Raw genomic sequence first — 19,842 nt, forward strand, 5'->3', positions numbered from 1 at the left:
GAGTCGTTGCGGGTGCGCGTGCGGGGGTCGGGAGCGGCGGCGCTCAGGACACCCAGGCGAGGATCAGGATCATCGTCGCGAGGAACCCGGCGAAGTAGTTCAGGGTGATGAACCGGCGCCACGCGCGGTTCGTGCCGGGGGAGCTCTCGTCGGTCACCGTCCACCACGGGGCCGCGTTCACGATGTAGGGCACGGCGAGGAGAGCGCCGAGCGGGCCGGGCCACGCGGTGAACAGCATCGCGATCCCCGCGAGCGTCCACAGCGCGATCGACAGGCGGACGGTCGCACGGGCTCCGATCACCGTGGCGATCGAGCCGATTCCGCCCTCGCGGTCGGGGCCGATGTCCTGCACGGCGCCGAACGCATGCGCCGCCATCCCCCAGAGGAAGAAGGCGACCAGCACGAGCGCGACCGTCGGCGTGATCATCGCGCCCGCCAGGGTCAGCCCCACGATCGCCGGTGTGACGAAGTGCAGGCTGGAGGTCGTGGAGTCGAGGAACGGCCGCTCCTTGAAGCGCAGCCCGCGTGCGGAGTACGCGATGACCGCGAAGACGCTCACCGCCAACCAGAACCACGAGGCGGGGTTTCCCACGATCACCAGATAGACGAGGAACGGGATGTTCGTGATCGCCGCCGACCACAGCGTGGCGCGGTGGATGCGCGGTGCGAGCAGAGCGCCCTCGATACCGCCCTTGCGCGGATTCGCCAGGTCCGAGGCGTAGTCGAACACGTCGTTGATGCCGTACATGGCGAGGTTGTACGGCACCAGGAAGTACAGCGTGCCGATGATCAGCGTCAGGTCGACGTCACGCGTGCTCAGCAGGTAGGCCGCGGCGAAGGGGAAGGCGGTGTTGATCCAGCTGATGGGACGCGACGACAGGACGATCTGCGCGATGTCGCGCCCCAGAGAGCCGCGCGTGGCGGAGGTCATGAGATCTCCTCCGCATCACGGCGGCCGCGCCGGGCGCGCAGCACGGCCCACACTGCCGGGAGCAGGATGGCGCCGGCGATCGGATAGGCGAAGTCCTCCAGCGGCGCGAGGCCGATGTGCACGCCGAGCAGATGCGCGGGCGAGTAGTGGAACAGCCCGGTCGCGATCATCAGCGTGTCGAACACCGCGGTGAGGATGACGAGGGCCACGAGGGTCAGGGCGATCGCCCCGAGACGTGCGCGCCGCCGGCCCGCGATCAGCGAGAGCACGATCGCGGCGATCACGGCGGCGCCGACGAACCAGGCCGAGAGCTCGAGATAGGTCACGGGCGCACCTCGCTCCGGGTCCGGGCGCGTGTCGACAGCAGCCGTACCGAGCCCGTGTGGAGGACCATGGTGCACACGACCAGGAAGAGCAGGAACACCGGCTCCTCGATCGGCAGTTCCGGTGCGAGCACGATGCCGGTCGCGACGACCGCGTCACCTCGGAAGAAGATCCCCCCGGCGATGCCGGCGATGTCCCAGATCAGGAAGAACGCGAGGCCGAGGATCGTGACGAGGGATGCCGAGACGGCGTCCTTCCAGAAGAAGAGCCGGAAGCGTCGATCGAGAAGCAGCATGCAGCCGAGGACGAGGAGCAGGACCGCGAGGTAGACGAACCCCATCACGACGCGCTCGCCGCCGGATCGGCCGTCACGGGGGCGTCCAGCGGTCCGCTGGAGTGGTCTCCGCGGATCCGCTTGAGCACGATCTCGGCACTGATCAGGCACATCGGCACGCCCACACCCGGTGCGGTCGTGGCTCCGGCGTAGTACAGTCCGGCGACGCGGCGCGATGCGTTCTGCGCGCGGAACATCGCACTCTGCGACAGGATGTGCGCGGGTCCGAGCATCCCGCCGCGCCACGAGTTGTACTCCTCGCGGAAGTCAGCGGGTCCCTTGGTCTCGCGCACGACGATGCGGTCACGCAGGTCGGGGATGCCGGCCCAGGCGGCGATCTGGTCGATCGCGGCATCCGCCGTGCGCTCGATCAGCGCGGAGCCCGCACCGTCGGATCCGCCGCCGCCCAGTGCGGTGTCGGCGGGGATCGGCACCAGCACGAAGAGGTTCTCGTGCCCCTCCGGCGCCACCGAGTCGTCGGTCGCGCTGGGGCGGCACACGTAGATGGACGCGGGGGCGGGGATGGTCGGCTCATCGCCGAAGATGGCGTCGAAGTTGGCGTCCCAGTCCTCGGTGAAGAACAGCGAGTGATGCGGGAGGTCGGGAAGCGAGCCGCGCACGCCGAGCATGACGAGCACCGCGCCCGGGCCGCTCGTGCGCCGTTGCCACCACGAGTCGGGGTAGGTCCGCAGATGGGCGGGGAGCAGCGCCGTCTCGGTGTGGTGCAGGTCGGCGCCCGACACCACGATGTCCGCCTCGACCGCGTGCGCGACGCCGTCGGCGTCGCGCCATTCGAGGCCTGTGGCCGTGGGGATCCCGGAACGGATCCCGGTCGTGATGGCCGTGACATCGGCATTGCGCACGATCCGGACCCCGGCGGACTCCGCGACGGCGGCGATCCTCTCGACGACGCGCCAGAAGCCGCCCTGCGGATAGCTCACGCCCTCATCGAGGTCGAGCGCACTCATCAGGTGGTACATCGCCGGCGCCGTGCGGGGGTCCGTGCCGAGGAACACCGCGGGATAGCCGAGCAGCTGGCGGATCACCGGATCGCGGAACCGGCGGGCGGCGAACGACTGCAGGCGCGTGCCCAGCAGCGTGAACAGACGCGGGAGCGCACGGAGCACCTCGGGGGTCATCAACCCGCGCAGCCGCGTGAACGGGTTGTAGAGGAAGTAGCGCTCGGCCATCACCCTGGCCTCGTGCGCGGAGTCGAGGTAGGCATCGAGGGCCTTCGCCGCACCCGGCTCGCGCGACTCGAACAGCCGGGACACCTCGTCGCGCCCCGCGGGAACGGTGACGGACGGAGAGGGGGAGCCGTCTGCCGACGGCTCCCGGAAGACGCGGTAGCCGGGGTCGAGCAGCGTGAGATCCAGCTGTGCTTCGGTGCTGGTGCCCATCATCGCGAAGAAGTGGTCGAACACCTCGGGCATCAGATACCACGACGGACCGGAGTCGAAACGAAAGCCGTCGCGCTCGATCGTGCCCGCGCGGCCGCCGACCCTGTCGTTCTTCTCGTAGACGGTCACCTCGTGTCCGTCGCGGGCGAGCAGCCCCGCGACGGCCAGGCCCGCGACCCCGGCGCCGACGACGGCCACCCGGCTCATCGGTCGCGCTCCAGCGATGTCACGAGCACGGCGCGCGCGGTGAGCAGGGCCTTCATCGGATCGGGCACTCTGACCCGCTTCTCGTAGAGCACGGCGGACGGGGTCCTCGCGATCCTCGTCGTCAGGGCCTCGAAGAGCGCGAGTGCGCTGCGGACGGCGGCGCGGGCGTCCTTCGGCAGGAGCGGGATCGCGCGCCGCGCGTCGGTGAGCTGCATTCTGATGGTGCGTACCCAGTCGTCTCTGTCGGCGTCGGTGAGCCGTGCCGATCCGCCGAGGTACCCCCGCTGGAGTCTGTCGGTGTCGTCGGCGAGGTCTCGCAGGAAGTTCACGTTCTGGAATGCCGCGCCGAGCCGGCGGGCGCCGTGGGTCAGGATCTCCCGTTCACGGGCGGTGCGGCGCTCGCCGCGGAGGAACACCTGCAGGCACATGAGGCCGACCACCTCGGCCGAGCCGTAGACGTAGCGGGCGTGCGCGTCGGCGTCGTACGGGGTGAAGTCCGCCTCGGCGGCGATGTCGGCACCCATCGAGTCGAAGAAGGGCTGCGTGAGGTCCTCGCCGATCCCGCAATCCCGAGCGGTCCTGGCGAAGGCGTGCAGCACGAGATCGGTGCTGTAGCCCGCCCGCATCGCACGGTGCGTCTCGGCGACGTACGACGCGAGCGCCTCCGTCTGCGCGGCGGCATCGAGTCCGGCCTGAGCGGCGACGCCGTCGACGACCTCGTCGGCGATGCGCACCATCGCGTAGATGTTGCGCACGTGCTGACGGTGCCGCTCGCCGAGCAGGCGCGTCGCAAGGCCGAAAGACGTGGAGTACGTGCGGATCACTTCGGTCGATGCGGTGTCGGCGGCGCGGCTGAATCGGCCGAGGCTCTCCTCGGGGGAGCCGTCGCGGGTCGGTGTCATACCTGTCGTCCTTCGAGGCGGGAGGCGGAGACGAGGATCGCTCGTGCCGCGTCCGAGGTGATCTGTCCGTCGCGCTCGGCCTCGCTAAGCAGTGCGTAGACGCCGTCGAGCTGCTCGCCGATCAGGCCCACCACGAACCGCTCCGCGCCGCAGCCCCGCAGCAGGTCGCGGATCGCCGTGGCGTCCTGCAGGCTCAGGTCGACCGCTCCGAATCGCGGGGCGATCTGCGGCCACGCATCGGTCGACCTCGCGAAGGCGATGATCGCGGTCTCCTTGCCCTCGCGCAGATCGGAGAAGGCGTCCTTGCCGTGGGCCCGATGATCGCCGAACACGCACAGCAGGTCGTCCTGCAGCTGGTAGGCGAGGCCCAGGCGGCGTCCGACGTCTTCGAGCGTCTGCTCCGCCGAGACGGAGGACCCGGCGAGCAGCGCGGCCGCCCGCAGGGGAAGGGAGAACGAGTACGTCGCGGTCTTGTAGACGCTCATGGCCAGGACCGTGTCGACGTCCGAGGGGATGATGCCGTGGCTCAGCGCGACGTCGGTGTGCTCGCCCGCCACGGTCTCGAGGATCGTCTGCTCCACCAGATCGAGAAGGCGGGAGCGGGCGTGCGAAGGGACATCGGCTCGGGCGAACCCCATGATGGCCGCCGAGAGCAGCAGATCTCCCATCAGGATCGCACTCGAGCGAGCCCAGTGCAGCGAGTCCTCCTCGGTCACGCCGGGGCTTCCCGCAGCGAGCGCGCCGATCAGGTTGGGTCGCCGGCGTCGCGTCAGGTCGCCGTCGATGACATCGTCGTGAAGGAGGAACGCGTAGTGCAGCAGTTCGATGTGCGCCGCGATGTCCACTGCCGCGAGGTTCGGCTCCTCACCCGCGTCGGGGGAGAGTGCGCGGTGGATGTCGAGAAGAAGCCGCGGGCGCACGAGCTTGCCGCCGAGAGCGTGATCCGCCGTCGCGCGCCACAGCGCGGCGAACTCGCGGCCGTATGCCTCCGCATTCTCGCAGTGGAAGGCGAACCGCTGTCTCAGCACCTCTTCGAGGCGGGTGCTCATGTCTTCTCGTAACGCCACCGGGGGCATGATCAGAAGACTCCGAGCTCGCGAAGCCGGGGGAGCTGCTCGGTGAGCCAGGGGCTGAAGGCGAAGGGCGCGCCGTCGACCGACCGGGCGAAGTCGGCGGGATCAACCCACGCCCACTCCGCGACCTCATCGGAGTCGGGGGAGAGTGCGCCGTCGGCGATGGCGACGTGCACGGGGCAGATCTCGTTCTCGACGATGCCGCTCGCATCCACCGCGCGGTAGCGGTAGTCCGGGAGGGCGAGGGAGATGTCGGTGATCCGAAGGCCGAGTTCGTCGAGCGCTCGCCGCCGGACGGCATCCGTCATGACCTCGTCGGGGCGGGGATGTCCGCAGAAGCTGTTGGTCCACACGCCCGGCCAGGTGCGCTTCGACAGGGCGCGGCGGGTGACGAGCAGGCGTCCTTCATGGTCGAGCACGTAGCACGAGAAGGCCAGGTGCAGGGGGGTGTCGGTCGTGTGCACCGCGTCTTTCGCGAGGACTCCGATCGCGACTCCGTCAGGGGAAAGGAGGGTGACCTCATCCATCGGGGGAACCTCCTTGATTTCGCTAGCTTAGCTAATAATCAACATAACATGAATCCAATGGTGTGTAGCATGATGTCATGCGCAACGGACCCGACGCCAGTCCCCCGGGGGACGGTGCGTCGGACGCCCTCGTGGCACGGGAAGGCGAGTTCGCCGAGAGGCTGTCGCACGCCGCGCTCTACGACGTGGATTCGAGCGATCCCCGCAGCACTCTGATCGACCGCTCGGGCGTCGATCCCGAAGATCTTCGGCAGATCGCGCAGGTCATGGGGGCCCTGGGTGAACTCAGGGATGCGGAGCAGAAGCTGTCTCTGGCGTCGCGGCGCTACATGCGTCTGAATGACACGGACATGAGAGCGCTGCATTACCTGATCGTGTCGGAGAATCGCGGGGGAACCGCGACGCCGGGCGCGATCGCCACGCATCTGGGGATCTCCACGGCATCGACCACCAAGCTGCTGGATCGGCTCGAGAAGGGTGGGCACATCCGTCGGGAGCCGCACCCGACCGACCGACGCGCGCTCGCGATCTCGATCACTCCGGAGACCCGCCGGGCGGCCATGGAGACGGTGGGGAAGCAGCAGGCGAAACGGTTCTACTCGGCTGCGCGACTGACGTCGGAGGAGCGGGATGTGGTCATCCGCTTCCTCTCCGACATGGCGCAGGAGATCGCGATCCGGGATGAGCCGTGGGCCCAGGCCGGAGTCGCGACCTCCGAGTGAGTCAGTGCGCGGCGTTGTATGCCTCGACGACCGGATTGGGAATGCGTCCCCGCTCCGACAGCGTGTAGCCGTTGTCATTCGCCCAGGCCCTGATCGCGGCGACCTCGGGATTGCGTCCCTGACGCTTTCTCGGTGCAGCGGAGCGCGTCGCCGCGGAGGACCCGGCCCGACGTCCTGCCGAGATGTACGGCTCGAGCGCCGCGCGCAATTCTTCGGCATGCGCGGTATTCAGATCGATCTCGTACGAGGTGCCATTCAGCGAGAAATGCACGGTCTCGCCTTCGCCCACCTCCAGGACCGACCCATCGATGTCATCGACCAACTGGTGCACAATTCTTCTAGCCATGTGATGACATTACCGCGAGCGGCGAATAGCTGCGCATTTATTCGTGACCGGGGTCGATCAATTTCAGCCCGACGATGCAGCCGACCAATCCCAGAAGAAGCAGGATGCGCGGCCAGGAGATATCGCTCTCTCCGGTCACCATCGCCCATACGACGGTGAGAGTGGCGCCGATGCCCACCCACACGGCGTAGGCGGTGCCGGTGGAGATCTCGCGCATGGCGAAGGCGAGGCCGACCATCGAGAGCAGCAGTCCGCCGACGAAGATGACGCTCGGCCAGAGTTTGGTGAATCCCTCGGACTTGCCGAGAGCGGTCGCCCACACGGCCTCGAGGACTCCGGACACGATCAGCACGATCCACGACATGAGTGGTCCTTTCGGACCAGTCTTTGCGCTCACCGGGTACTGGTCTGCCTCGTCCGGGGTCGGTGATCGCCGACCGTCATCCAGGCTAGCCGTGCGCGCTGGGCAGGGGCTGTGCACCGGCTGCCTGCGGCCCCACGGCCTCGGTCAGGGGAGCAGCCCCGCCCGACGTGCCTTCGTGACCGCGGCGTGCCGGGTGGATGCGTCCAGCTTCGACATCGCCGTGCCGAGGTAGGCCTTCACGGTGCCCTCGCGCAGACCCAGCTGGGTGGCGATCTCGCCGTTGGTCGCGCCGAGGGCCGCGCAGGCGAGGACGTCCGTCTCTCGTCGCGAGAGATGCACGGTCGTGATAGGGCCCGTCGTCGGGGACGCGGCATCCCCCGACAGCGTCAGCAGCCGGCGCTCCACCTGGGCGATGCGCGCGCGCAGCTCCGCGTCGTCGACCGAGGCCGCGATGCTGCGGAGCTCGGCGAAGCTCTCCCGCAGCTCTTCGCGCTGACGCGCCGGCACCGCATCGGATGCCGGGCCCGCGGCCCGCAGGCGTCGCTCCACCTCGTCGCGGATACGCAGTTCCTCCGCGACCGAATGGGCGACCTGCATCGCGGGGGCAGTGGTCACGCCCCCCACCGGCGTCCGGTCCCAGGACCCGGCGTAGAGCACTCCGCGGGGGCGTCCGTCCACGATGATCGGCAGTGCGAGCAGGGTGCGCAGCCCCTCGCCGAGCACGAAGACGTCGTAGTCGTGGGTGATCTGCCGCGACGACCCGTAGTCGTTCGTCATGCGCGGACGCAGCTCCATCATCGCCCGGCCACCCAGACCGCGTTCGGGCTTGACGCGCAGGCCGTCGAGGCTGCGGGTGCGGTTGCCGACGATGCTCGTGACGCTGACGACCCCGTCGTCGATCAGGCCGCCGAACGTCACCGGGAACCTCGTGCGCTGGGCGAGCTCGCGCACCGCCCGGGCGACGAGGTCGGTCTCGGACTCGCTCGCGGTCGATGTGCTCACGACTACCTACTTTCGGGGGTGACGGCGCTGTTCCCCGTTTCGTAGCGTCGACCCTATCATTCGCCCGGCAGGCGAGGGCGAGCCGTAGACCATGTGGCAAGGAGGCCCCATGACCGACCATCCGACGGCGGATTCCGCAGGCGCGATCGATTACATCGCGGTTGAAGAATCCCCCCGATTCCGTGAATTGAAGAAGACCCAGCGGTCGTTCATCTTCCCGCTCGCGGCATTCTTCGTGATCTGGTATTTCGTCTATGTCCTGCTCGCCGCATTCGCGATCGACTTCATGTCGCAGCGGGTGTGGGGTGATATCACCGTCGGGTTGCTGATGGGGCTCGGCCAGTTCGTCACCACATTCGCCATCACGATGGGCTATGTCGCATTCGCGAACAGGAAGCTCGATCCGATCGCGACGGAGATCCGCGAAGGTCTCGAGAAGGCGCAGGGTGACGCATGAACGCCGTGCACGCGGCGACCGCCGCTCCTACGGTCGAGAGCAACCCGATCCTCAACATCTCGATCTTCGCGGCCTTCGTGGCGGTGACGCTGTTCATCGTCATCCGCGCGAGCCGCAACAACAAGACGGCCGCCGACTACTACGCGGCCGGACGCTCGTTCACCGGCCCCCAGAACGGATTCGCGATCGCCGGCGACTACCTGTCGGCAGCGTCGTTCCTCGGCATCTGCGGGGCGATCGCGATCAACGGGTACGACGGGTTCCTGTATTCCATCGGCTTCCTCGTCGCCTGGCTCGTCGCCCTGCTGCTGGTCGCCGAGCTGATGCGCAACACCGGCAAGTTCACGATGGCCGACGTCCTCTCCTTCCGGCTCACGCAGAAGCCGGTGCGCATGGCGGCCGCGATCACGACCCTCGCGGTCTGCTTCTTCTATCTGCTGGCACAGATGGCGGGCGCCGGCGGACTGGTCTCGCTGCTGCTCGGCATCGACGGCCGCGTGGGGCAGTCGATCGTGATCGCGGTGGTCGGCGTGCTGATGATCGTGTACGTGCTCATCGGCGGCATGAAGGGCACGACCTGGGTGCAGATCGTCAAGGCGTTCCTGCTCATCGGCGGCGCCATCGCCATGACGATCTGGGTGCTCGCCATCAACGGGTTCAACCTGAACACGCTTCTCGAAGCCGCCGTCGCCAACTCCGACAAGGGCGAGGCGATCCTCGGACCTGGTCTGCAGTACGGCGCGAACCCCTGGGACTTCCTGTCTCTCGGCATGGCGCTGGTGCTGGGCACCGCGGGACTCCCGCACGTGCTGATGCGCTTCTACACGGTGCCGACGGCCAAGGAGGCGCGGCGATCGGTGGTGTGGGCCATCTGGCTGATCGGCGGGTTCTACCTGCTGACGCTGGTGCTCGGCTACGGCGCGGGTGCACTCGTCGGTGCCGATGTGATCGCGGCCGCCCCCGGTGGGCCGAACTCCGCGGCCCCGCTGCTCGCGCTCTACCTCGGTGGGCCCGTGCTCCTCGGGTTCATCTCGGCGGTCGCGTTCGCCACGATCCTCGCGGTGGTCGCGGGGCTCACGATCACGGCTGCGGCGTCCTTCGCGCACGACATCTACGCGAACGTGATCCAGAAGGGCAGGAAGGATGCCTCGGGCGCGCCGGTCGTGACCGATCCGAATGCCGAGGTGCGGGTGGCCCGTCGCACGGTCGTCGTGATCGGCATCCTCGCCATCGTGGGCGGGATCGGCGCCCAGGGGCAGAACATCGCCTTCCTCGTCGCGCTGGCGTTCGCGGTGGCGGCATCGGCCAACCTGCCCACGATCCTCTACTCGCTCTTCTGGCGTCGGTTCAACACCCGCGGTGCGGTGTGGAGCATGTACGGCGGGCTCGCGGCAGCGATCATCCTGATCGTGCTGTCGCCGGTCTTCTCCGGCTCACCCACCTCGATGATCCCCGGGATCGACATCGTGCTGTGGCCGATGAACAACCCGGGCATCGTGTCGATCCCGCTCGGGTTCTTCCTCGGCTGGCTCGGAACGATCACGAGCCGGACGAAGGAATCCCCGCAACTCGCCGCGGAGATGGAGGTGCGCTCGCTCACCGGGTTCGGTGCGGAGAAGGCGGTCGATCACTGACCGCTCCGAGCCCGCCGTCGCGCGGGTGAGCGGAACGTGGACCCCGACGGCCTACTCGTCGGGGTCCACGTCGTCGTCACCGCGCCGTCTCGAGATCGAGCAGGAAGCGCTTGCGTTCGGGATACGCGCCGTAGTGCCCCGGCGAGCCGTCGGATCGGACGACCCGGTGCACGGGGACGATGATCGAGAACGGGGTGTTGCGGCAGGCGGTGCCCACCGCCCGTGCCGCCCCCGGGTGGCCCGCGAGCGCCGCCACCTCGCCGTAGCTCATCGTCTCTCCCCACTCGATCGTCGCGATGGTCTGCAGTGCTGCGCGCGCGAACCCGTCGACCAGCCGCCAGTCCCAGGCGAGCTGCTCGTCGAAGCGCACGGCGACTCCGTCGAAGTAGTCGTCGAGCAGGGCGGAGAGATCGTCGGCGGCGCCGGGCGCCGGTTCCGGCACGGCGCCCAGACGATGCGAGACGTTCTCGAGAAGCCAGGGGACGGAGGGGTCGTCGGACTCCGAGAGGTCGAACCGGACGATGCCGTCGTCGGAGAACACCGCGAGCGCATCCCCGAACGGGGTGGGGGCGAAGTCGTAGCGGAAGGTCATGCACCCATACTGACGCCCCGGCCTTCGAGCACGCGGCCGGATCACGGGAGCGGGGGAGGCTCAGCGTTCCTCGTGAACCGGTGCAGGAGGAGTGCGGGGCTGCAGCGGTGCGCGACGACTGCGGAAATACGGTGAAACCCGCCAGGGATACAGCCTCGCGAGCGTGTCGCGCTTAGGGTGTGAGGTGTGTGGCGACGTGAAGGCAAGGCTGTGGATGACGCAGCGATCGATGCCTCGGTGACCCTGGGCACGCCCCTCGGCTCCGCACCCGTCTCCGGAATCGCGCATGCGGCGGAGGCCGCACGGACCCGACTGCGTGCCGAGGCCGCCGATCTGGGCGGCTCCTCGCCTCTGGTGAACTTCCGCGACACGGTCGAGTCGAGCATCGACATCTCCAAGGCGCATCCGGGCAGCCTGCCGCAGTTCATCACCGGGAGATCGACCCTCCTCTCCAATCTCTTCCGCGACGAGGTGGGTCTGCGCACGGCCAGGCTCGCCGCCGAGCGGATCACCGCCAAGAACACCGAGCTGCGCACGGTCCGCGGGATCGAAGCCGTGCACCTCGCGGTCGGTGTCGCGGGCTGGCGCATCGGGGGCGCGGATTTCGCCGCTCCCGTGCTGCTGCGCCCTCTGGCGATCCGGCGCCACCACTCCGACTTCGAGCTCAAGCTGCAGGGGGCGTTCGAGGTCAACCCCGAGCTCGTCCGCATCGCGCGGGAGCACTTCGGCATCACGATCGATGCCGCGGCCCTCGCGTCGCTCGCCTACGACGGCGGGATCTTCAAACCGCAGCCCGTGATCGACAGCCTCCGGGCCACGACCCGCTCGATCGACACCTTCACGGTGCTGCCCCGACTCGTCGTCTCGACGTTCGCCGATGTCGGCGGTGCGATGTCGCGTGACGGGGGCAGCCTCGACCACATCGTGCTCAACGCCCTCGCCGGCCACGTCGGCGACCGTGAGCAGGTCTCCGCACGCCGACCCGCGCCTCACCACACCGGACCGGACGACCGCGCACCGGCATCCGACAACCTGCTGCTCGATGCGGATGCCGAGCAGGAGGCCGTCCTCGCCAGGATCGCCGCCGGTCACTCGCTGACCGTGGCCACGCTTCCGGGCACGGGCGGCACCCAGACCGTGATCAACGCGCTCGGTGAGCTCGTGCGCGGCGGCAAGCGCGTGCTCGTGGTCTCCGCGCGACGATCGACCCTCGACGGCGTGCGTCATCGCCTCGCTGGCATCGGCCTCGACAGCCTCGCGGTGTCGCCGGCGAGCGTCCGCCGTGATCTCGTGCGGGCGATCGGCCGCAACGAGAAGGCCACGGCGCCGAAGGTGAGCGACGTCGACGACGCGCTCGTGCGACTGCGCACGGTTTTGCGCGACTACCGTCATGCGCTCACCGCCCCGGTGGCGGGCACGGGCTCATCGGTGCTCGACGCCACGCGTCACCTGACCAAGCTGGCCTCGCTCCCGACGCCGCCCTCGACGACCGCGCGTCTGAGCACCGAGACGCTGCGCACGCTGGCCGACGACCGCTCGGCGGCGGCATCCGCTCTCGCGCAGGCAGCGCGTCTCGGAGAGTTCCGCTTCGGCCCCGACGACTCCCCGTGGTACGGCGTGACCTTCTCGAGCACGGAGGCCGCACGATCGGCTCATCAGCTCGCCGGTCGCCTGCACGCCGACAGCGTTCCGGCGCTCCTGGAGCGCGGCTACGCGCTGATCTCGCAGACGCACATGCGCCCGTTCTCGACGATCGACGAGCTGGGGGAGTACCTGCGACTGCTGCAGGGGATCCGCGACTCCCTCGATCGGTTCAGCCCGACCGTGTTCGAGCGACCGCTGGGCGAGCTCATCCAGGCCCACGGGTCCCGGCGGGATGCTCCCAACATGTCCGGAGCGAACCGCCGCCGACTCCGTCGCCTCGCCAAGGAGTACGTGCGCCCAGGGGTGCATGTCACCGAGATGCACGACTCCCTGCTCCGCATCCAGGCACAGCGCACCCAGTGGCAGCGCTGCGTCGAGGCGGGCGTCGCCCCCGAGGTCCCGCTCGGACTCGCCGACGTGTACTCCGCGTGGCAGCGCGTGACGGCGGAGCTCGCCGAGCTCGACGTGGCGCTCGGACGCCGCGAGCCGCTGGCGACGCTTCCGGTCGCGCGTCTGGTGCGCACCCTCGCCGGTCTCGCGGCGAAGTCCGACGTGTTCGACAACCTCGTCGAGCGGGCGCAGCTGCGCGACCGTCTCGCCGATCTCGGGCTCGAGCCGCTGCTGGCCGAGCTCTCGGTGCGCCACGTCGCCGAGGCGCGCGTGGGAGACGAGCTCGAGTTCGCGTGGTGGCAGACACTCCTCGAGCGCGCGCTGCAGGACGACCGCGCGCTGCTCGGCGCCAACACGGCCGTGGTCGACAGGCTCGAGCGCGACTTCCGTCTCGTCGACGAGGCGCATGCCGCCATGGCGGGCCCGCTGCTGGCCTGGCAGCTGGCGAACCAGTGGAAGATCGCGATCGTCGACGAGCCCCAGGAATCGCAGAACCTGCGGCGGGCGCTGAAGCAGCCCGCGACGACGACCGCTGAGATCGTGAGCTCCGCGCCGACTCTGGTCGATGTGCTCGCGCCGGTCTGGATCTCCTCGCCCTATCTGGTCCCGCAGATCCCGGACTCCGTCGACTTCGACGCCGTGCTGCTCGTCGACGCCGCCGCGATCAACCTCGCCGAGGCCGCCCCGGCGATCCGCAGGGCCCGTCAGGTGGTCGCCTTCGGCGACCCCGTCACCCAGCTCCCGACCCCGTTCCACGTCGCGGTCGATCCGGGCGACGAATGGGAGCACGAGGTTCCCTTCGACTCCGTCTCGGCCTTCGAGCGTCTGTCCGAGCTGCTGCCTGTCATGACGCTGACCCGCAGCTATCGCGCGGGTGGCGAAGACCTCGCCGAGCTCATCAACGACGCGTTCTACGGGGGAGAGATCGTCTCGCTGCCCTGGGCCGGGTCCTATCTCGGTCGCGGCAGCCTCACCGTGGACTACGTGGAGGGCGGCACCGGTGCGCCCGACCCGATCTCCGGTGCTGTCGAGAGTCCCGAGGCCGAGGTCGCCCGCGTGGTCACCCTGGTCGTCGAGCATGCCGTGCACCGTCCGGATGAATCGCTCATGGTCGTCACGGCCAGCCGTCGGCATGCCGAGCGCGTGCGCGCGGCGGTCACGTCGGCGTTCGCCGGTCGCTCCGACGTCGCGGACTTCGTCGGTCGCGACACCGCCGAGCCCTTCTCCGTGCTCACTCTCGAGGAGTCGGTCGCCGAGAGCCGCGATCGGGTGATCTTCTCGCTCGGATTCGGACTCACCAAGCACGGCCGCGTGCTGAGCGACTTCGGCGACCTCTCCACTCCCGACGGTGAACGACTGCTCACCGTCGGTATGACGCGGGCCCGACGATCCATGGTCATCGTCTCGTCGATCCGCCCCTCGTCGTTCGACGACGGCCGACTCGAGCACGGAGCCGCCACGCTGATGTCGATCCTCGGGGGACTCGCCGCCCGAGGCAGGGACGCCCGCCTGGAGGATCTCGCGGATCCGCTCACGTTGGCGCTCGCCAGGGAGCTGCGCCGTCTGGGCGCCGCGGTCGACGTGGACTATCGCGGGCTGCTGCCGCTCGTGGCCCAGTACGGCGGCAAGGCCGTGGTCATCGAGCCCGATCCGGAGTCCCGCGGCGAGTCGCTGCGCGAGACCCTGCGTCTGCGCCCGCACGTCCTGCGCCGCCTCGGCTGGCACTACGTGCGCGTGCACGCCTTCGACCTCTACAGCGACCCGGTGACCGCAGCCGCACGGATCGGCGAGGTGCTGGGCATCTCGGCATCCGCCGCACGAGCCGAGAACGACACGCAGCCGATCGATCTCATCGATCCGCAGCATGACTGACGAGCGCGAGCCCGTCCCCGCACGGCAGCAGGTCGTGCGGGTGCCGGGATCTCGCCGCGCGAGGCTCACCCCCGTCGACGGCACCGACACCGATCCTGAGGGATCCGCGGTCGGGGCGGCGCAGTCCCCGGCCTTCGTCGCGCGCCGGGTGCGTGGCGATGCGCGACCCGCCGGTCCGAACGACGATCGTCTGATGCAGGACGTTCCCCCGCACTACTGACCCGCGCGTAATCCGCGCGTCACGCAGGGAATACGACGACGCGCACGGCCCGGAGGGACCGTGCGCGTCGTGATGCGTCGAGTCTAAGCTGCGTCGAGTCTCAGCTGCGAGGAGTCTCAGCTGCGAGGATTGCGAGCGAGCAGGTCGCGGATCTCCACGAGCAGCTCGGCCTCGGTGGCCGCGGCCGGCTCCTCCTGCGGCTCTTCGGCCGGAGTGCCCTTGCGCGCTTCGACGTGCGCCTTGAAGGTGTTCATCGGCAGCACGAAGACGAAGTACACGACGAGGGCGACCGAGAGGAAGCTGATGACCGCCGAGATCAGGTCGCCGAGCGGGAAGGTCACGGTGTCGCCGTAGATGCTCGTCAGCTGCGGGCCGAACTGGCCCGTCGCATCCGCCTTGAAGAAGAGGGAGACGAGCGGGGTGATGATGCTGTTGACCACGGCGGTGACGATCGCCGTGAATGCGGTGCCGATGACGACGGCGACGGCGAGATCGATGACGTTGCCGCGCAGGATGAAGTCTTTGAAGCCCTTGAGCATGATGTGCCCCTCAGTGATCGATGTCAGGAAGTGGTGGACGTCGTCGCGGGCGCCGGAGCGGTGCTCGCTTTCGACTCGGACTTCGATGATGCCGGGGCGGAGGACGAAGCACCAGACCCGGCGCGCGAGTCGGTCCGATAGAACCCGGATCCGTTGAACGTCACACCGATCGATCCGTACTGCTTGCGCAGCTCTCCGCCGCATTCGGGGCAGACGGTCAGGGCGTCGTCGGAGAAGCTCTGCACGGCGTCGAAGGCGTGGCCGCAGGAGCGGCAGGCATAGGCATAGGTCGGCATGGCGATCCTCGAGGGTCAGTGTCGCTGCTGCGACAGGAGAAGGGTCTGCGTGGGGGTGACGACGCCGGTGACCGGCTGATCATGCACCTCTCGGGGCAGGAGATCGAGTACCTCGGAATCATAGATGACCGCGTAGACGGGCGGGCACCTCTCCATCGAGCCGATGGTCTTGTCGAAGTATCCGCGGCCCCACCCCATCCGCATACCGCCGCGATCCACGGCTGCTGCGGGGATGATCATGAGGTCGACGTCGTTGACGGCGATGGGTCCGAGGACCTCGCCGGTCGGCTCCGGCAGACCGAAGAGCCCCTCGACCACCTCGTCGTCCTCGGTGGCGACGGCCCAGTCCAGCAGGCCGTCCGCGCGGGTGATGGGGAGGAGCACGCGGATGCCGCGACGGACGGCACCGGTGACGAACTCCCTGGTCCCCGGCTCGGTCGTCGAGGACAGGAAGCACGAGATCGATCGCGCACCGAGCGTCTCGACGAGGTCGTCCAGACGCTGCGCGATCGCGGATGCCGCGGTCTCGCGCTGTGCGTCGCTCAACAGCTGGCGTCGTTCGCGGAGCTCGGCGCGCAGTGCGCGCTTCTGGTGCTCGACGTCGGTGGACATGCCTCCGAGTCTACGGCGGCATCCCCGCTAGGCTGTCAGGATGGGTACACAGAAGATGAAGGCTGTCATTCCCGCCGCCGGACTGGGGACACGATTCCTTCCCGCGACGAAGGCGATGCCGAAGGAGATGCTGCCTGTCGTCGACAAGCCGGCCATCCAGTACGTCGTCGAAGAGGCCGCGAGTGCCGGCATCGACGACATCCTCGTGATCATCGGGCGCAACAAGAACGCCATCTCCAACCACTTCGACTCGGTTCCCGAGCTCGAGGTGAAGCTCATGGAGAAGGGCGACACGGGGCGCCTCGCCAGGGTCGTGCAGTCGAGCGATCTCGCCGACATCCACTTCGTCCGTCAGGGCGAGCCGAAGGGCCTCGGTCACGCAGTGCTGCGCGCGCGCACCCACGTCGGCGACAGCTCGTTCGCCGTGCTCCTCGGCGACGACCTCATCGATGAGCGCGATCCGCTGCTCACCGCGATGATCGCCGAGCACGAGCGCAGCGGTGCCGCGGTGATCGCCCTCATGGAGGTCGACCCCGCCAACATCCACATGTACGGCGCCGCCGCCGTCGAGCCGCTCGAAGGATCGGATGCCGTGCGCGTCACCGGCCTCGTCGAGAAGCCCGCACAGGAGGACGCCCCCTCGAACCTCGCGATCATCGGCCGCTACGTGCTGCCGGCGTCGATCTTCGAGGTGCTCGAGCGCACGGAGCCGGGCAAGGGCGGCGAGATCCAGCTGACGGACGCTCTGCAGGAGCTCGCCACGCGCCCCGAAGGACCCGGCGTCGTCGGCGTGGTCTTCCGCGGCCGACGCTACGACACCGGCGACCGGGTCGACTACATCAAGGCGATCGTCCAGCTCGCCTCGGACCGCGAGGACCTCGGCCCCGAGCTGCGGCCGTGGCTCAAGGAGTTCGCGGAACGCCTCTAGGCGTCATCGCGGCGTGGGGAGCGCTCGGATGGATCAGGCGACGGGGATGCGGCATGGTCCCATCGAGCTGCGCCTCGTGCGCCCTCGCGATGCCAGGACGCTTCAGCACGAGCTGCTGAGCAACAGATCCTGGCTGCAGCCGTGGGAGGCGACGGTGCCGTACGGTGCCGTCTCCTTCGACATGAGGCTCAGCATCCGCCGGCTCCTGCAGCAGTACCGCGACGGGTCCGGCTATCCGTTCGTCATGGAGTACGACGGCGAGATCGCCGGCCAGCTCAACGTGTGGGGAGTGGCACGCGGATCTCTGTGCTCGGCGACGATCGGCTACTGGGTCAGCGAGCGCTTCGCGGGCAAGGGCATCACGCCCACCGCTGTCGCCCTGGCAACCGATGCCTGCTTCACCGAGTTCGCGCTGCACCGCATGGAGATCTGCATCCGTCCGGAGAATGCCGCGAGCCTGCGCATCGTCCAGAAGCTCGGCTTCCGTTATGAGGGACTGCGCCGCAGGTACATCCACATCGACGGGGACTGGCGCGACCACTACGCCTTCTCGCTGACCCGCGAAGACGTGCCGCAGGGAGTGCTGGCGCGATGGCTGCGTGGAGAGGTCCCACCGGACGCCGCGACCATCCCTCCCTCCGACCGACTCGCGATCTGACTCAGGCCCCTGAACTCGTCGCGACACACGCCCCGCCTGAGGGCTCCGAGCAACGATCTTCCCGTACCGTTGTCGACATGGACGGGCCGGTGCTGAGCGGGGGAGTGATCGTGCTCGTCGCTGTGCTCCTGTGGATGCTCTATCTGCTGCCCTCCTGGCGGGGACGTTTCCAGTACGACGCCGCCGAGCGCAACGCCGTTCGACTGAACCAGGCGCTCCGGGTGCTCGCGGAGACCAGCGAGACGCCCACGGAGGTCCGCCTCGAACTCAATGCCAGAACGGCGCTGGCGCAGCAGAAGCTCGCGAAGCGACTGCAGTCCGAGAAGGAAGCCGGCGAACTCGCCCTGCTCCGTGAAGAGCTGGCCGCCACGAAGGCGGATCCTGCCGTGCGGCAGGCTCGCGCCCGTCGGCGGGTGCGGTTGACCGCGACGTCCGCGGTGCTGCTCGGGTTCACCCTGGTCGGGCTCGGGGTCTGGCAGCTGCTGACCGTGCAGGCACCGCTGCTGATCTGGGTCGGATCTGTGCTGGTGATCGTGTCGGGCATCGCCCTGCAGCGCATGTCCTCGGTCGCGGCGCGCGCGGCACGTCGTGCGGTGCGGGTCGAGGCGAAGCCGGTGGAGCGGGTTGCGCCGGCGCTGCATGATCAGGGCCGTGCGACCTGGACACCGCGTCCGCTGCCCGAGCCCCTCGTCTCCGTGACGGGGTCTCGCGCTCAGGTGGCACGCGCCGAGATGGATGCACAGGAGGGGCGTCGCTCCGCGGCCCGCCTCGCCGAACTCCGCGCCCGCGCAGAGGAGATGGCACCGCCCACCCCCGTGCAGATGCCGGCCGCAGCGTCGCCCTTCGCCCGGATGGGCTACGTCGACGACGCGGAGATCGAAGCGCACGTCCGCGACCTCCTCGCCAAGCGCGCAGCCGGATGATGCGCGACGCGAGTGGCGCGGCGAGCGTGATAGCGTAGAACACGTAAGGGCCTATGGCGCAGTTGGTAGCGCGCCTCGTTCGCATCGAGGAGGTCAGGGGTTCGAATCCCCTTAGGTCCACCACAGTGATCAGCCGGAACACGGGAATCGTCCCGAGGGTCCGGATGGATCATCACGAAGAAAGCCACCGGTTCCCCGGTGGCTTTCTTCGTGTGGGTGCGTGCAGCAGATCCCTCCCGTGTGACACCGCCTGGGTTGCGCACCCCCGCTCGGGCGGGGGAGTCGTCACGGCTTCGGCAGCCGGCTGCTGCGCCCCCACTCCGCGGGAATACGGGCGACACGCCCGGCGGGCGCCCATGATTTGCCGGAACCCCGCATCCCGCGTAACTTATTACTTGTTCGCCCCACAGGGAAGCGGAGAGGCCGAGAGCCTTACCCCCCTCAAGCGGAGAACCACCTCCACTCGATCAGCTCCTCGGAGAAGATCGCAGACACACTTCTGTCTGACCTGGAGCGTCCACCTCGGACAAGCGGTCGATTTGACAGCGAGTCCGAAACGGATAAGCTAGTGAAGTTGCCTCGGCGGCCTTGAGCCCCGAGCTGCAGATCTGGTTCTGATCATCACGGTGTGTCGAATTGACAGCCTGAATGACACAGATAAGATAGAGAAGTTGCCCTTCGGGCCTGGTTGTGATGACTGGGTCGTGGGAGCATCCGATCCTTGAGAACTCAACAGCGTGCACTTGTCAAATGCCAAATTATCCTCGTCTAGCTTCGGCTGGGTGAGAATTCCTTTGGATCAAAGACCAACTCCTTTCGGGGGTTGGCATTCGGATGAAGTCAGCAATGAATTTGTCTCTTTGGTCAGCATCAAACTCGCTGCGTCACCGTTTTCCCGGTGGGGTATGCATTTCTTTTTTACGGAGAGTTTGATCCTGGCTCAGG

22 protein-coding genes, 1 tRNA gene and 1 riboswitch are annotated in these 19,842 nt (G+C 68.5%); of the genes, 9 read left to right on the top strand and 14 right to left on the bottom strand.

Annotated elements, in window-relative coordinates; translation table 11 throughout:
* Positions 1–43 precede the first annotated feature (43 nt).
* The 7 genes from FQ142_RS06195 to idi are packed head-to-tail and all read right to left on the bottom strand — an operon-like array spanning position 44 to position 5,698.
* Positions 44–931, bottom strand: coding sequence for a prenyltransferase (locus FQ142_RS06195; protein ID WP_149422607.1), 888 nt, complete (start codon positions 929–931; stop codon positions 44–46).
* Positions 928–1,257, bottom strand: a complete 330-nt coding sequence (locus FQ142_RS06200; RefSeq protein WP_149422608.1) for a lycopene cyclase domain-containing protein — start codon at positions 1,255–1,257, stop codon at positions 928–930. The genes FQ142_RS06195 and FQ142_RS06200 overlap by 4 nt, the downstream gene beginning before the upstream one ends.
* Positions 1,254–1,595 carry a lycopene cyclase domain-containing protein gene (locus tag FQ142_RS06205; protein WP_149422609.1) on the bottom strand — a complete coding sequence of 114 codons (342 nt, stop codon included), beginning with the start codon at positions 1,593–1,595 and terminating at the stop codon, positions 1,254–1,256. Before FQ142_RS06205 ends, FQ142_RS06200 begins: the two co-directional genes overlap by 4 nt.
* A complete protein-coding gene (gene crtI, locus FQ142_RS06210) occupies positions 1,595–3,196 on the bottom strand; it encodes a phytoene desaturase family protein (RefSeq protein ID WP_149422610.1) in 1,602 nt (533 codons plus the stop codon). The genes FQ142_RS06205 and crtI overlap by 1 nt, the downstream gene beginning before the upstream one ends.
* Entirely contained in the window at positions 3,193–4,098 is a 906-nt protein-coding gene (locus FQ142_RS06215) for a phytoene/squalene synthase family protein (protein ID WP_149422611.1), read from the bottom strand. The genes crtI and FQ142_RS06215 overlap by 4 nt, the downstream gene beginning before the upstream one ends.
* Entirely contained in the window at positions 4,095–5,147 is a 1,053-nt protein-coding gene (locus tag FQ142_RS06220; protein WP_262492066.1) for a polyprenyl synthetase family protein, read from the bottom strand. Before FQ142_RS06220 ends, FQ142_RS06215 begins: the two co-directional genes overlap by 4 nt.
* Positions 5,148–5,176: 29 nt before the next feature.
* Positions 5,177–5,698 (bottom strand): isopentenyl-diphosphate Delta-isomerase, encoded by a 522-nt coding sequence (gene idi / locus FQ142_RS06225; protein ID WP_149422613.1) that lies wholly within the window; start codon positions 5,696–5,698, stop codon positions 5,177–5,179.
* Between the two features lie 77 nt (positions 5,699–5,775).
* On the opposite strand from idi, the gene FQ142_RS06230 reads away from it, so the two are divergent.
* Positions 5,776–6,420, top strand: a complete 645-nt coding sequence (locus FQ142_RS06230) for a MarR family winged helix-turn-helix transcriptional regulator (protein ID WP_149422614.1) — start codon at positions 5,776–5,778, stop codon at positions 6,418–6,420.
* Position 6,421: 1 nt separating this feature from the next.
* Here the strand turns inward: FQ142_RS06230 and FQ142_RS06235 are convergent, their stop codons facing one another.
* From FQ142_RS06235 to FQ142_RS06245, 3 genes are all read right to left on the bottom strand, one after another.
* Positions 6,422–6,766 (bottom strand): histone-like nucleoid-structuring protein Lsr2, encoded by a 345-nt coding sequence (locus tag FQ142_RS06235; protein WP_056420449.1) that lies wholly within the window; start codon positions 6,764–6,766, stop codon positions 6,422–6,424.
* A 37-nt stretch (positions 6,767–6,803) separates the two neighbouring features.
* Positions 6,804–7,130, bottom strand: a complete 327-nt coding sequence (locus FQ142_RS06240) for a DMT family transporter (protein ID WP_056420452.1) — start codon at positions 7,128–7,130, stop codon at positions 6,804–6,806.
* 11 nt (positions 7,131–7,141) lie between these two features.
* A riboswitch (guanidine-III (ykkC-III) riboswitch) is annotated at positions 7,142–7,209 on the bottom strand.
* Positions 7,210–7,274: 65 nt separating this feature from the next.
* Positions 7,275–8,132, bottom strand: a complete 858-nt coding sequence (locus FQ142_RS06245; RefSeq protein WP_149422615.1) for a LuxR C-terminal-related transcriptional regulator — start codon at positions 8,130–8,132, stop codon at positions 7,275–7,277.
* Positions 8,133–8,241: 109 nt separating this feature from the next.
* On the opposite strand from FQ142_RS06245, the gene FQ142_RS06250 reads away from it, so the two are divergent.
* Positions 8,242–8,589: a DUF485 domain-containing protein gene (locus FQ142_RS06250; RefSeq protein ID WP_149422616.1), complete on the top strand. Its 348-nt coding sequence runs from the start codon at positions 8,242–8,244 to the stop codon at positions 8,587–8,589.
* Positions 8,586–10,223: a cation acetate symporter gene (locus FQ142_RS06255; protein ID WP_149422617.1), complete on the top strand. Its 1,638-nt coding sequence runs from the start codon at positions 8,586–8,588 to the stop codon at positions 10,221–10,223. Before FQ142_RS06250 ends, FQ142_RS06255 begins: the two co-directional genes overlap by 4 nt.
* 76 nt (positions 10,224–10,299) lie before the next feature.
* Here FQ142_RS06255 and FQ142_RS06260 read toward each other — a convergent pair whose 3' ends face one another.
* Positions 10,300–10,815, bottom strand: a complete 516-nt coding sequence (locus FQ142_RS06260; RefSeq protein ID WP_149422618.1) for a methylated-DNA--[protein]-cysteine S-methyltransferase — start codon at positions 10,813–10,815, stop codon at positions 10,300–10,302.
* A gap of 210 nt (positions 10,816–11,025) precedes the next feature.
* On the opposite strand from FQ142_RS06260, the gene FQ142_RS06265 reads away from it, so the two are divergent.
* Together FQ142_RS06265 and FQ142_RS06270 are read left to right on the top strand one after the other, a co-directional pair.
* Positions 11,026–14,721: an AAA family ATPase gene (locus FQ142_RS06265; RefSeq protein ID WP_410477428.1), complete on the top strand. Its 3,696-nt coding sequence runs from the start codon at positions 11,026–11,028 to the stop codon at positions 14,719–14,721.
* A complete protein-coding gene (locus FQ142_RS06270) occupies positions 14,714–14,941 on the top strand; it encodes a hypothetical protein (protein WP_149422619.1) in 228 nt (75 codons plus the stop codon). The genes FQ142_RS06265 and FQ142_RS06270 overlap by 8 nt, the downstream gene beginning before the upstream one ends.
* Positions 14,942–15,057: 116 nt before the next feature.
* Here FQ142_RS06270 and mscL read toward each other — a convergent pair whose 3' ends face one another.
* Genes mscL through FQ142_RS06285 form a run of 3 tightly spaced genes read right to left on the bottom strand, consistent with a single transcriptional unit; the run spans position 15,058 to position 16,388 of the window.
* Positions 15,058–15,480, bottom strand: a complete 423-nt coding sequence (mscL, locus tag FQ142_RS06275; protein ID WP_149422620.1) for a large conductance mechanosensitive channel protein MscL — start codon at positions 15,478–15,480, stop codon at positions 15,058–15,060.
* 23 nt (positions 15,481–15,503) lie between these two features.
* A complete protein-coding gene (locus FQ142_RS06280) occupies positions 15,504–15,776 on the bottom strand; it encodes an FmdB family zinc ribbon protein (RefSeq protein WP_149422621.1) in 273 nt (90 codons plus the stop codon).
* Between the two features lie 15 nt (positions 15,777–15,791).
* The gene (locus FQ142_RS06285) at positions 15,792–16,388 is read right to left on the bottom strand and encodes a 5-formyltetrahydrofolate cyclo-ligase (RefSeq protein ID WP_149422622.1); all 597 of its coding nucleotides are present in this window, start codon (positions 16,386–16,388) and stop codon (positions 15,792–15,794) included.
* Positions 16,389–16,428: 40 nt separating this feature from the next.
* On the opposite strand from FQ142_RS06285, the gene galU reads away from it, so the two are divergent.
* The 4 genes from galU to FQ142_RS06305 all read left to right on the top strand — a co-directional run bounded on the left by galU (position 16,429) and on the right by FQ142_RS06305 (position 19,020).
* A complete protein-coding gene (galU, locus tag FQ142_RS06290; protein ID WP_056420477.1) occupies positions 16,429–17,316 on the top strand; it encodes a UTP--glucose-1-phosphate uridylyltransferase GalU in 888 nt (295 codons plus the stop codon).
* 46 nt (positions 17,317–17,362) lie between these two features.
* Positions 17,363–17,974 carry a GNAT family N-acetyltransferase gene (locus FQ142_RS06295; RefSeq protein WP_149422700.1) on the top strand — a complete coding sequence of 204 codons (612 nt, stop codon included), beginning with the start codon at positions 17,363–17,365 and terminating at the stop codon, positions 17,972–17,974.
* 77 nt (positions 17,975–18,051) lie between these two features.
* Positions 18,052–18,897 carry a hypothetical protein gene (locus tag FQ142_RS06300; protein WP_149422623.1) on the top strand — a complete coding sequence of 282 codons (846 nt, stop codon included), beginning with the start codon at positions 18,052–18,054 and terminating at the stop codon, positions 18,895–18,897.
* Between the two features lie 47 nt (positions 18,898–18,944).
* Positions 18,945–19,020 (top strand) — tRNA-Ala (locus tag FQ142_RS06305).
* The last annotated feature ends 822 nt before the right edge of the window (positions 19,021–19,842 follow it).

Origin of the sequence: Microbacterium sp. ANT_H45B (assembly GCF_008369345.1) — a bacterium.
GTDB lineage: Bacteria > Actinomycetota > Actinomycetes > Actinomycetales > Microbacteriaceae > Microbacterium.

What these genes read in the sequence shown, in the direction of transcription:
- FQ142_RS06235 (WP_056420449.1), bottom strand. Translation starts at nt 6,766, where the DNA reads ATGGCTAGAAGAATTGTGCACCAGTTGGTCGATGACATCGATGGGTCG.
- FQ142_RS06270 (WP_149422619.1), top strand. Translation starts at nt 14,714, where the DNA reads ATGACTGACGAGCGCGAGCCCGTCCCCGCACGGCAGCAGGTCGTGCGG.
- FQ142_RS06220 (WP_262492066.1), bottom strand. Translation starts at nt 5,147, where the DNA reads ATGAGCACCCGCCTCGAAGAGGTGCTGAGACAGCGGTTCGCCTTCCAC.
- FQ142_RS06230 (WP_149422614.1), top strand. Translation starts at nt 5,776, where the DNA reads ATGCGCAACGGACCCGACGCCAGTCCCCCGGGGGACGGTGCGTCGGAC.
- FQ142_RS06280 (WP_149422621.1), bottom strand. Translation starts at nt 15,776, where the DNA reads ATGCCGACCTATGCCTATGCCTGCCGCTCCTGCGGCCACGCCTTCGAC.
- FQ142_RS06260 (WP_149422618.1), bottom strand. Translation starts at nt 10,815, where the DNA reads ATGACCTTCCGCTACGACTTCGCCCCCACCCCGTTCGGGGATGCGCTC.
- FQ142_RS06255 (WP_149422617.1), top strand. Translation starts at nt 8,586, where the DNA reads ATGAACGCCGTGCACGCGGCGACCGCCGCTCCTACGGTCGAGAGCAAC.
- mscL (WP_149422620.1), bottom strand. Translation starts at nt 15,480, where the DNA reads ATGCTCAAGGGCTTCAAAGACTTCATCCTGCGCGGCAACGTCATCGAT.
- crtI (WP_149422610.1), bottom strand. Translation starts at nt 3,196, where the DNA reads ATGAGCCGGGTGGCCGTCGTCGGCGCCGGGGTCGCGGGCCTGGCCGTC.
- FQ142_RS06285 (WP_149422622.1), bottom strand. Translation starts at nt 16,388, where the DNA reads ATGTCCACCGACGTCGAGCACCAGAAGCGCGCACTGCGCGCCGAGCTC.
- FQ142_RS06205 (WP_149422609.1), bottom strand. Translation starts at nt 1,595, where the DNA reads ATGGGGTTCGTCTACCTCGCGGTCCTGCTCCTCGTCCTCGGCTGCATG.
- FQ142_RS06250 (WP_149422616.1), top strand. Translation starts at nt 8,242, where the DNA reads ATGACCGACCATCCGACGGCGGATTCCGCAGGCGCGATCGATTACATC.
- galU (WP_056420477.1), top strand. Translation starts at nt 16,429, where the DNA reads ATGGGTACACAGAAGATGAAGGCTGTCATTCCCGCCGCCGGACTGGGG.
- FQ142_RS06300 (WP_149422623.1), top strand. Translation starts at nt 18,052, where the DNA reads ATGGACGGGCCGGTGCTGAGCGGGGGAGTGATCGTGCTCGTCGCTGTG.
- idi (WP_149422613.1), bottom strand. Translation starts at nt 5,698, where the DNA reads ATGGATGAGGTCACCCTCCTTTCCCCTGACGGAGTCGCGATCGGAGTC.
- FQ142_RS06215 (WP_149422611.1), bottom strand. Translation starts at nt 4,098, where the DNA reads ATGACACCGACCCGCGACGGCTCCCCCGAGGAGAGCCTCGGCCGATTC.
- FQ142_RS06240 (WP_056420452.1), bottom strand. Translation starts at nt 7,130, where the DNA reads ATGTCGTGGATCGTGCTGATCGTGTCCGGAGTCCTCGAGGCCGTGTGG.
- FQ142_RS06195 (WP_149422607.1), bottom strand. Translation starts at nt 931, where the DNA reads ATGACCTCCGCCACGCGCGGCTCTCTGGGGCGCGACATCGCGCAGATC.
- FQ142_RS06295 (WP_149422700.1), top strand. Translation starts at nt 17,363, where the DNA reads ATGCGGCATGGTCCCATCGAGCTGCGCCTCGTGCGCCCTCGCGATGCC.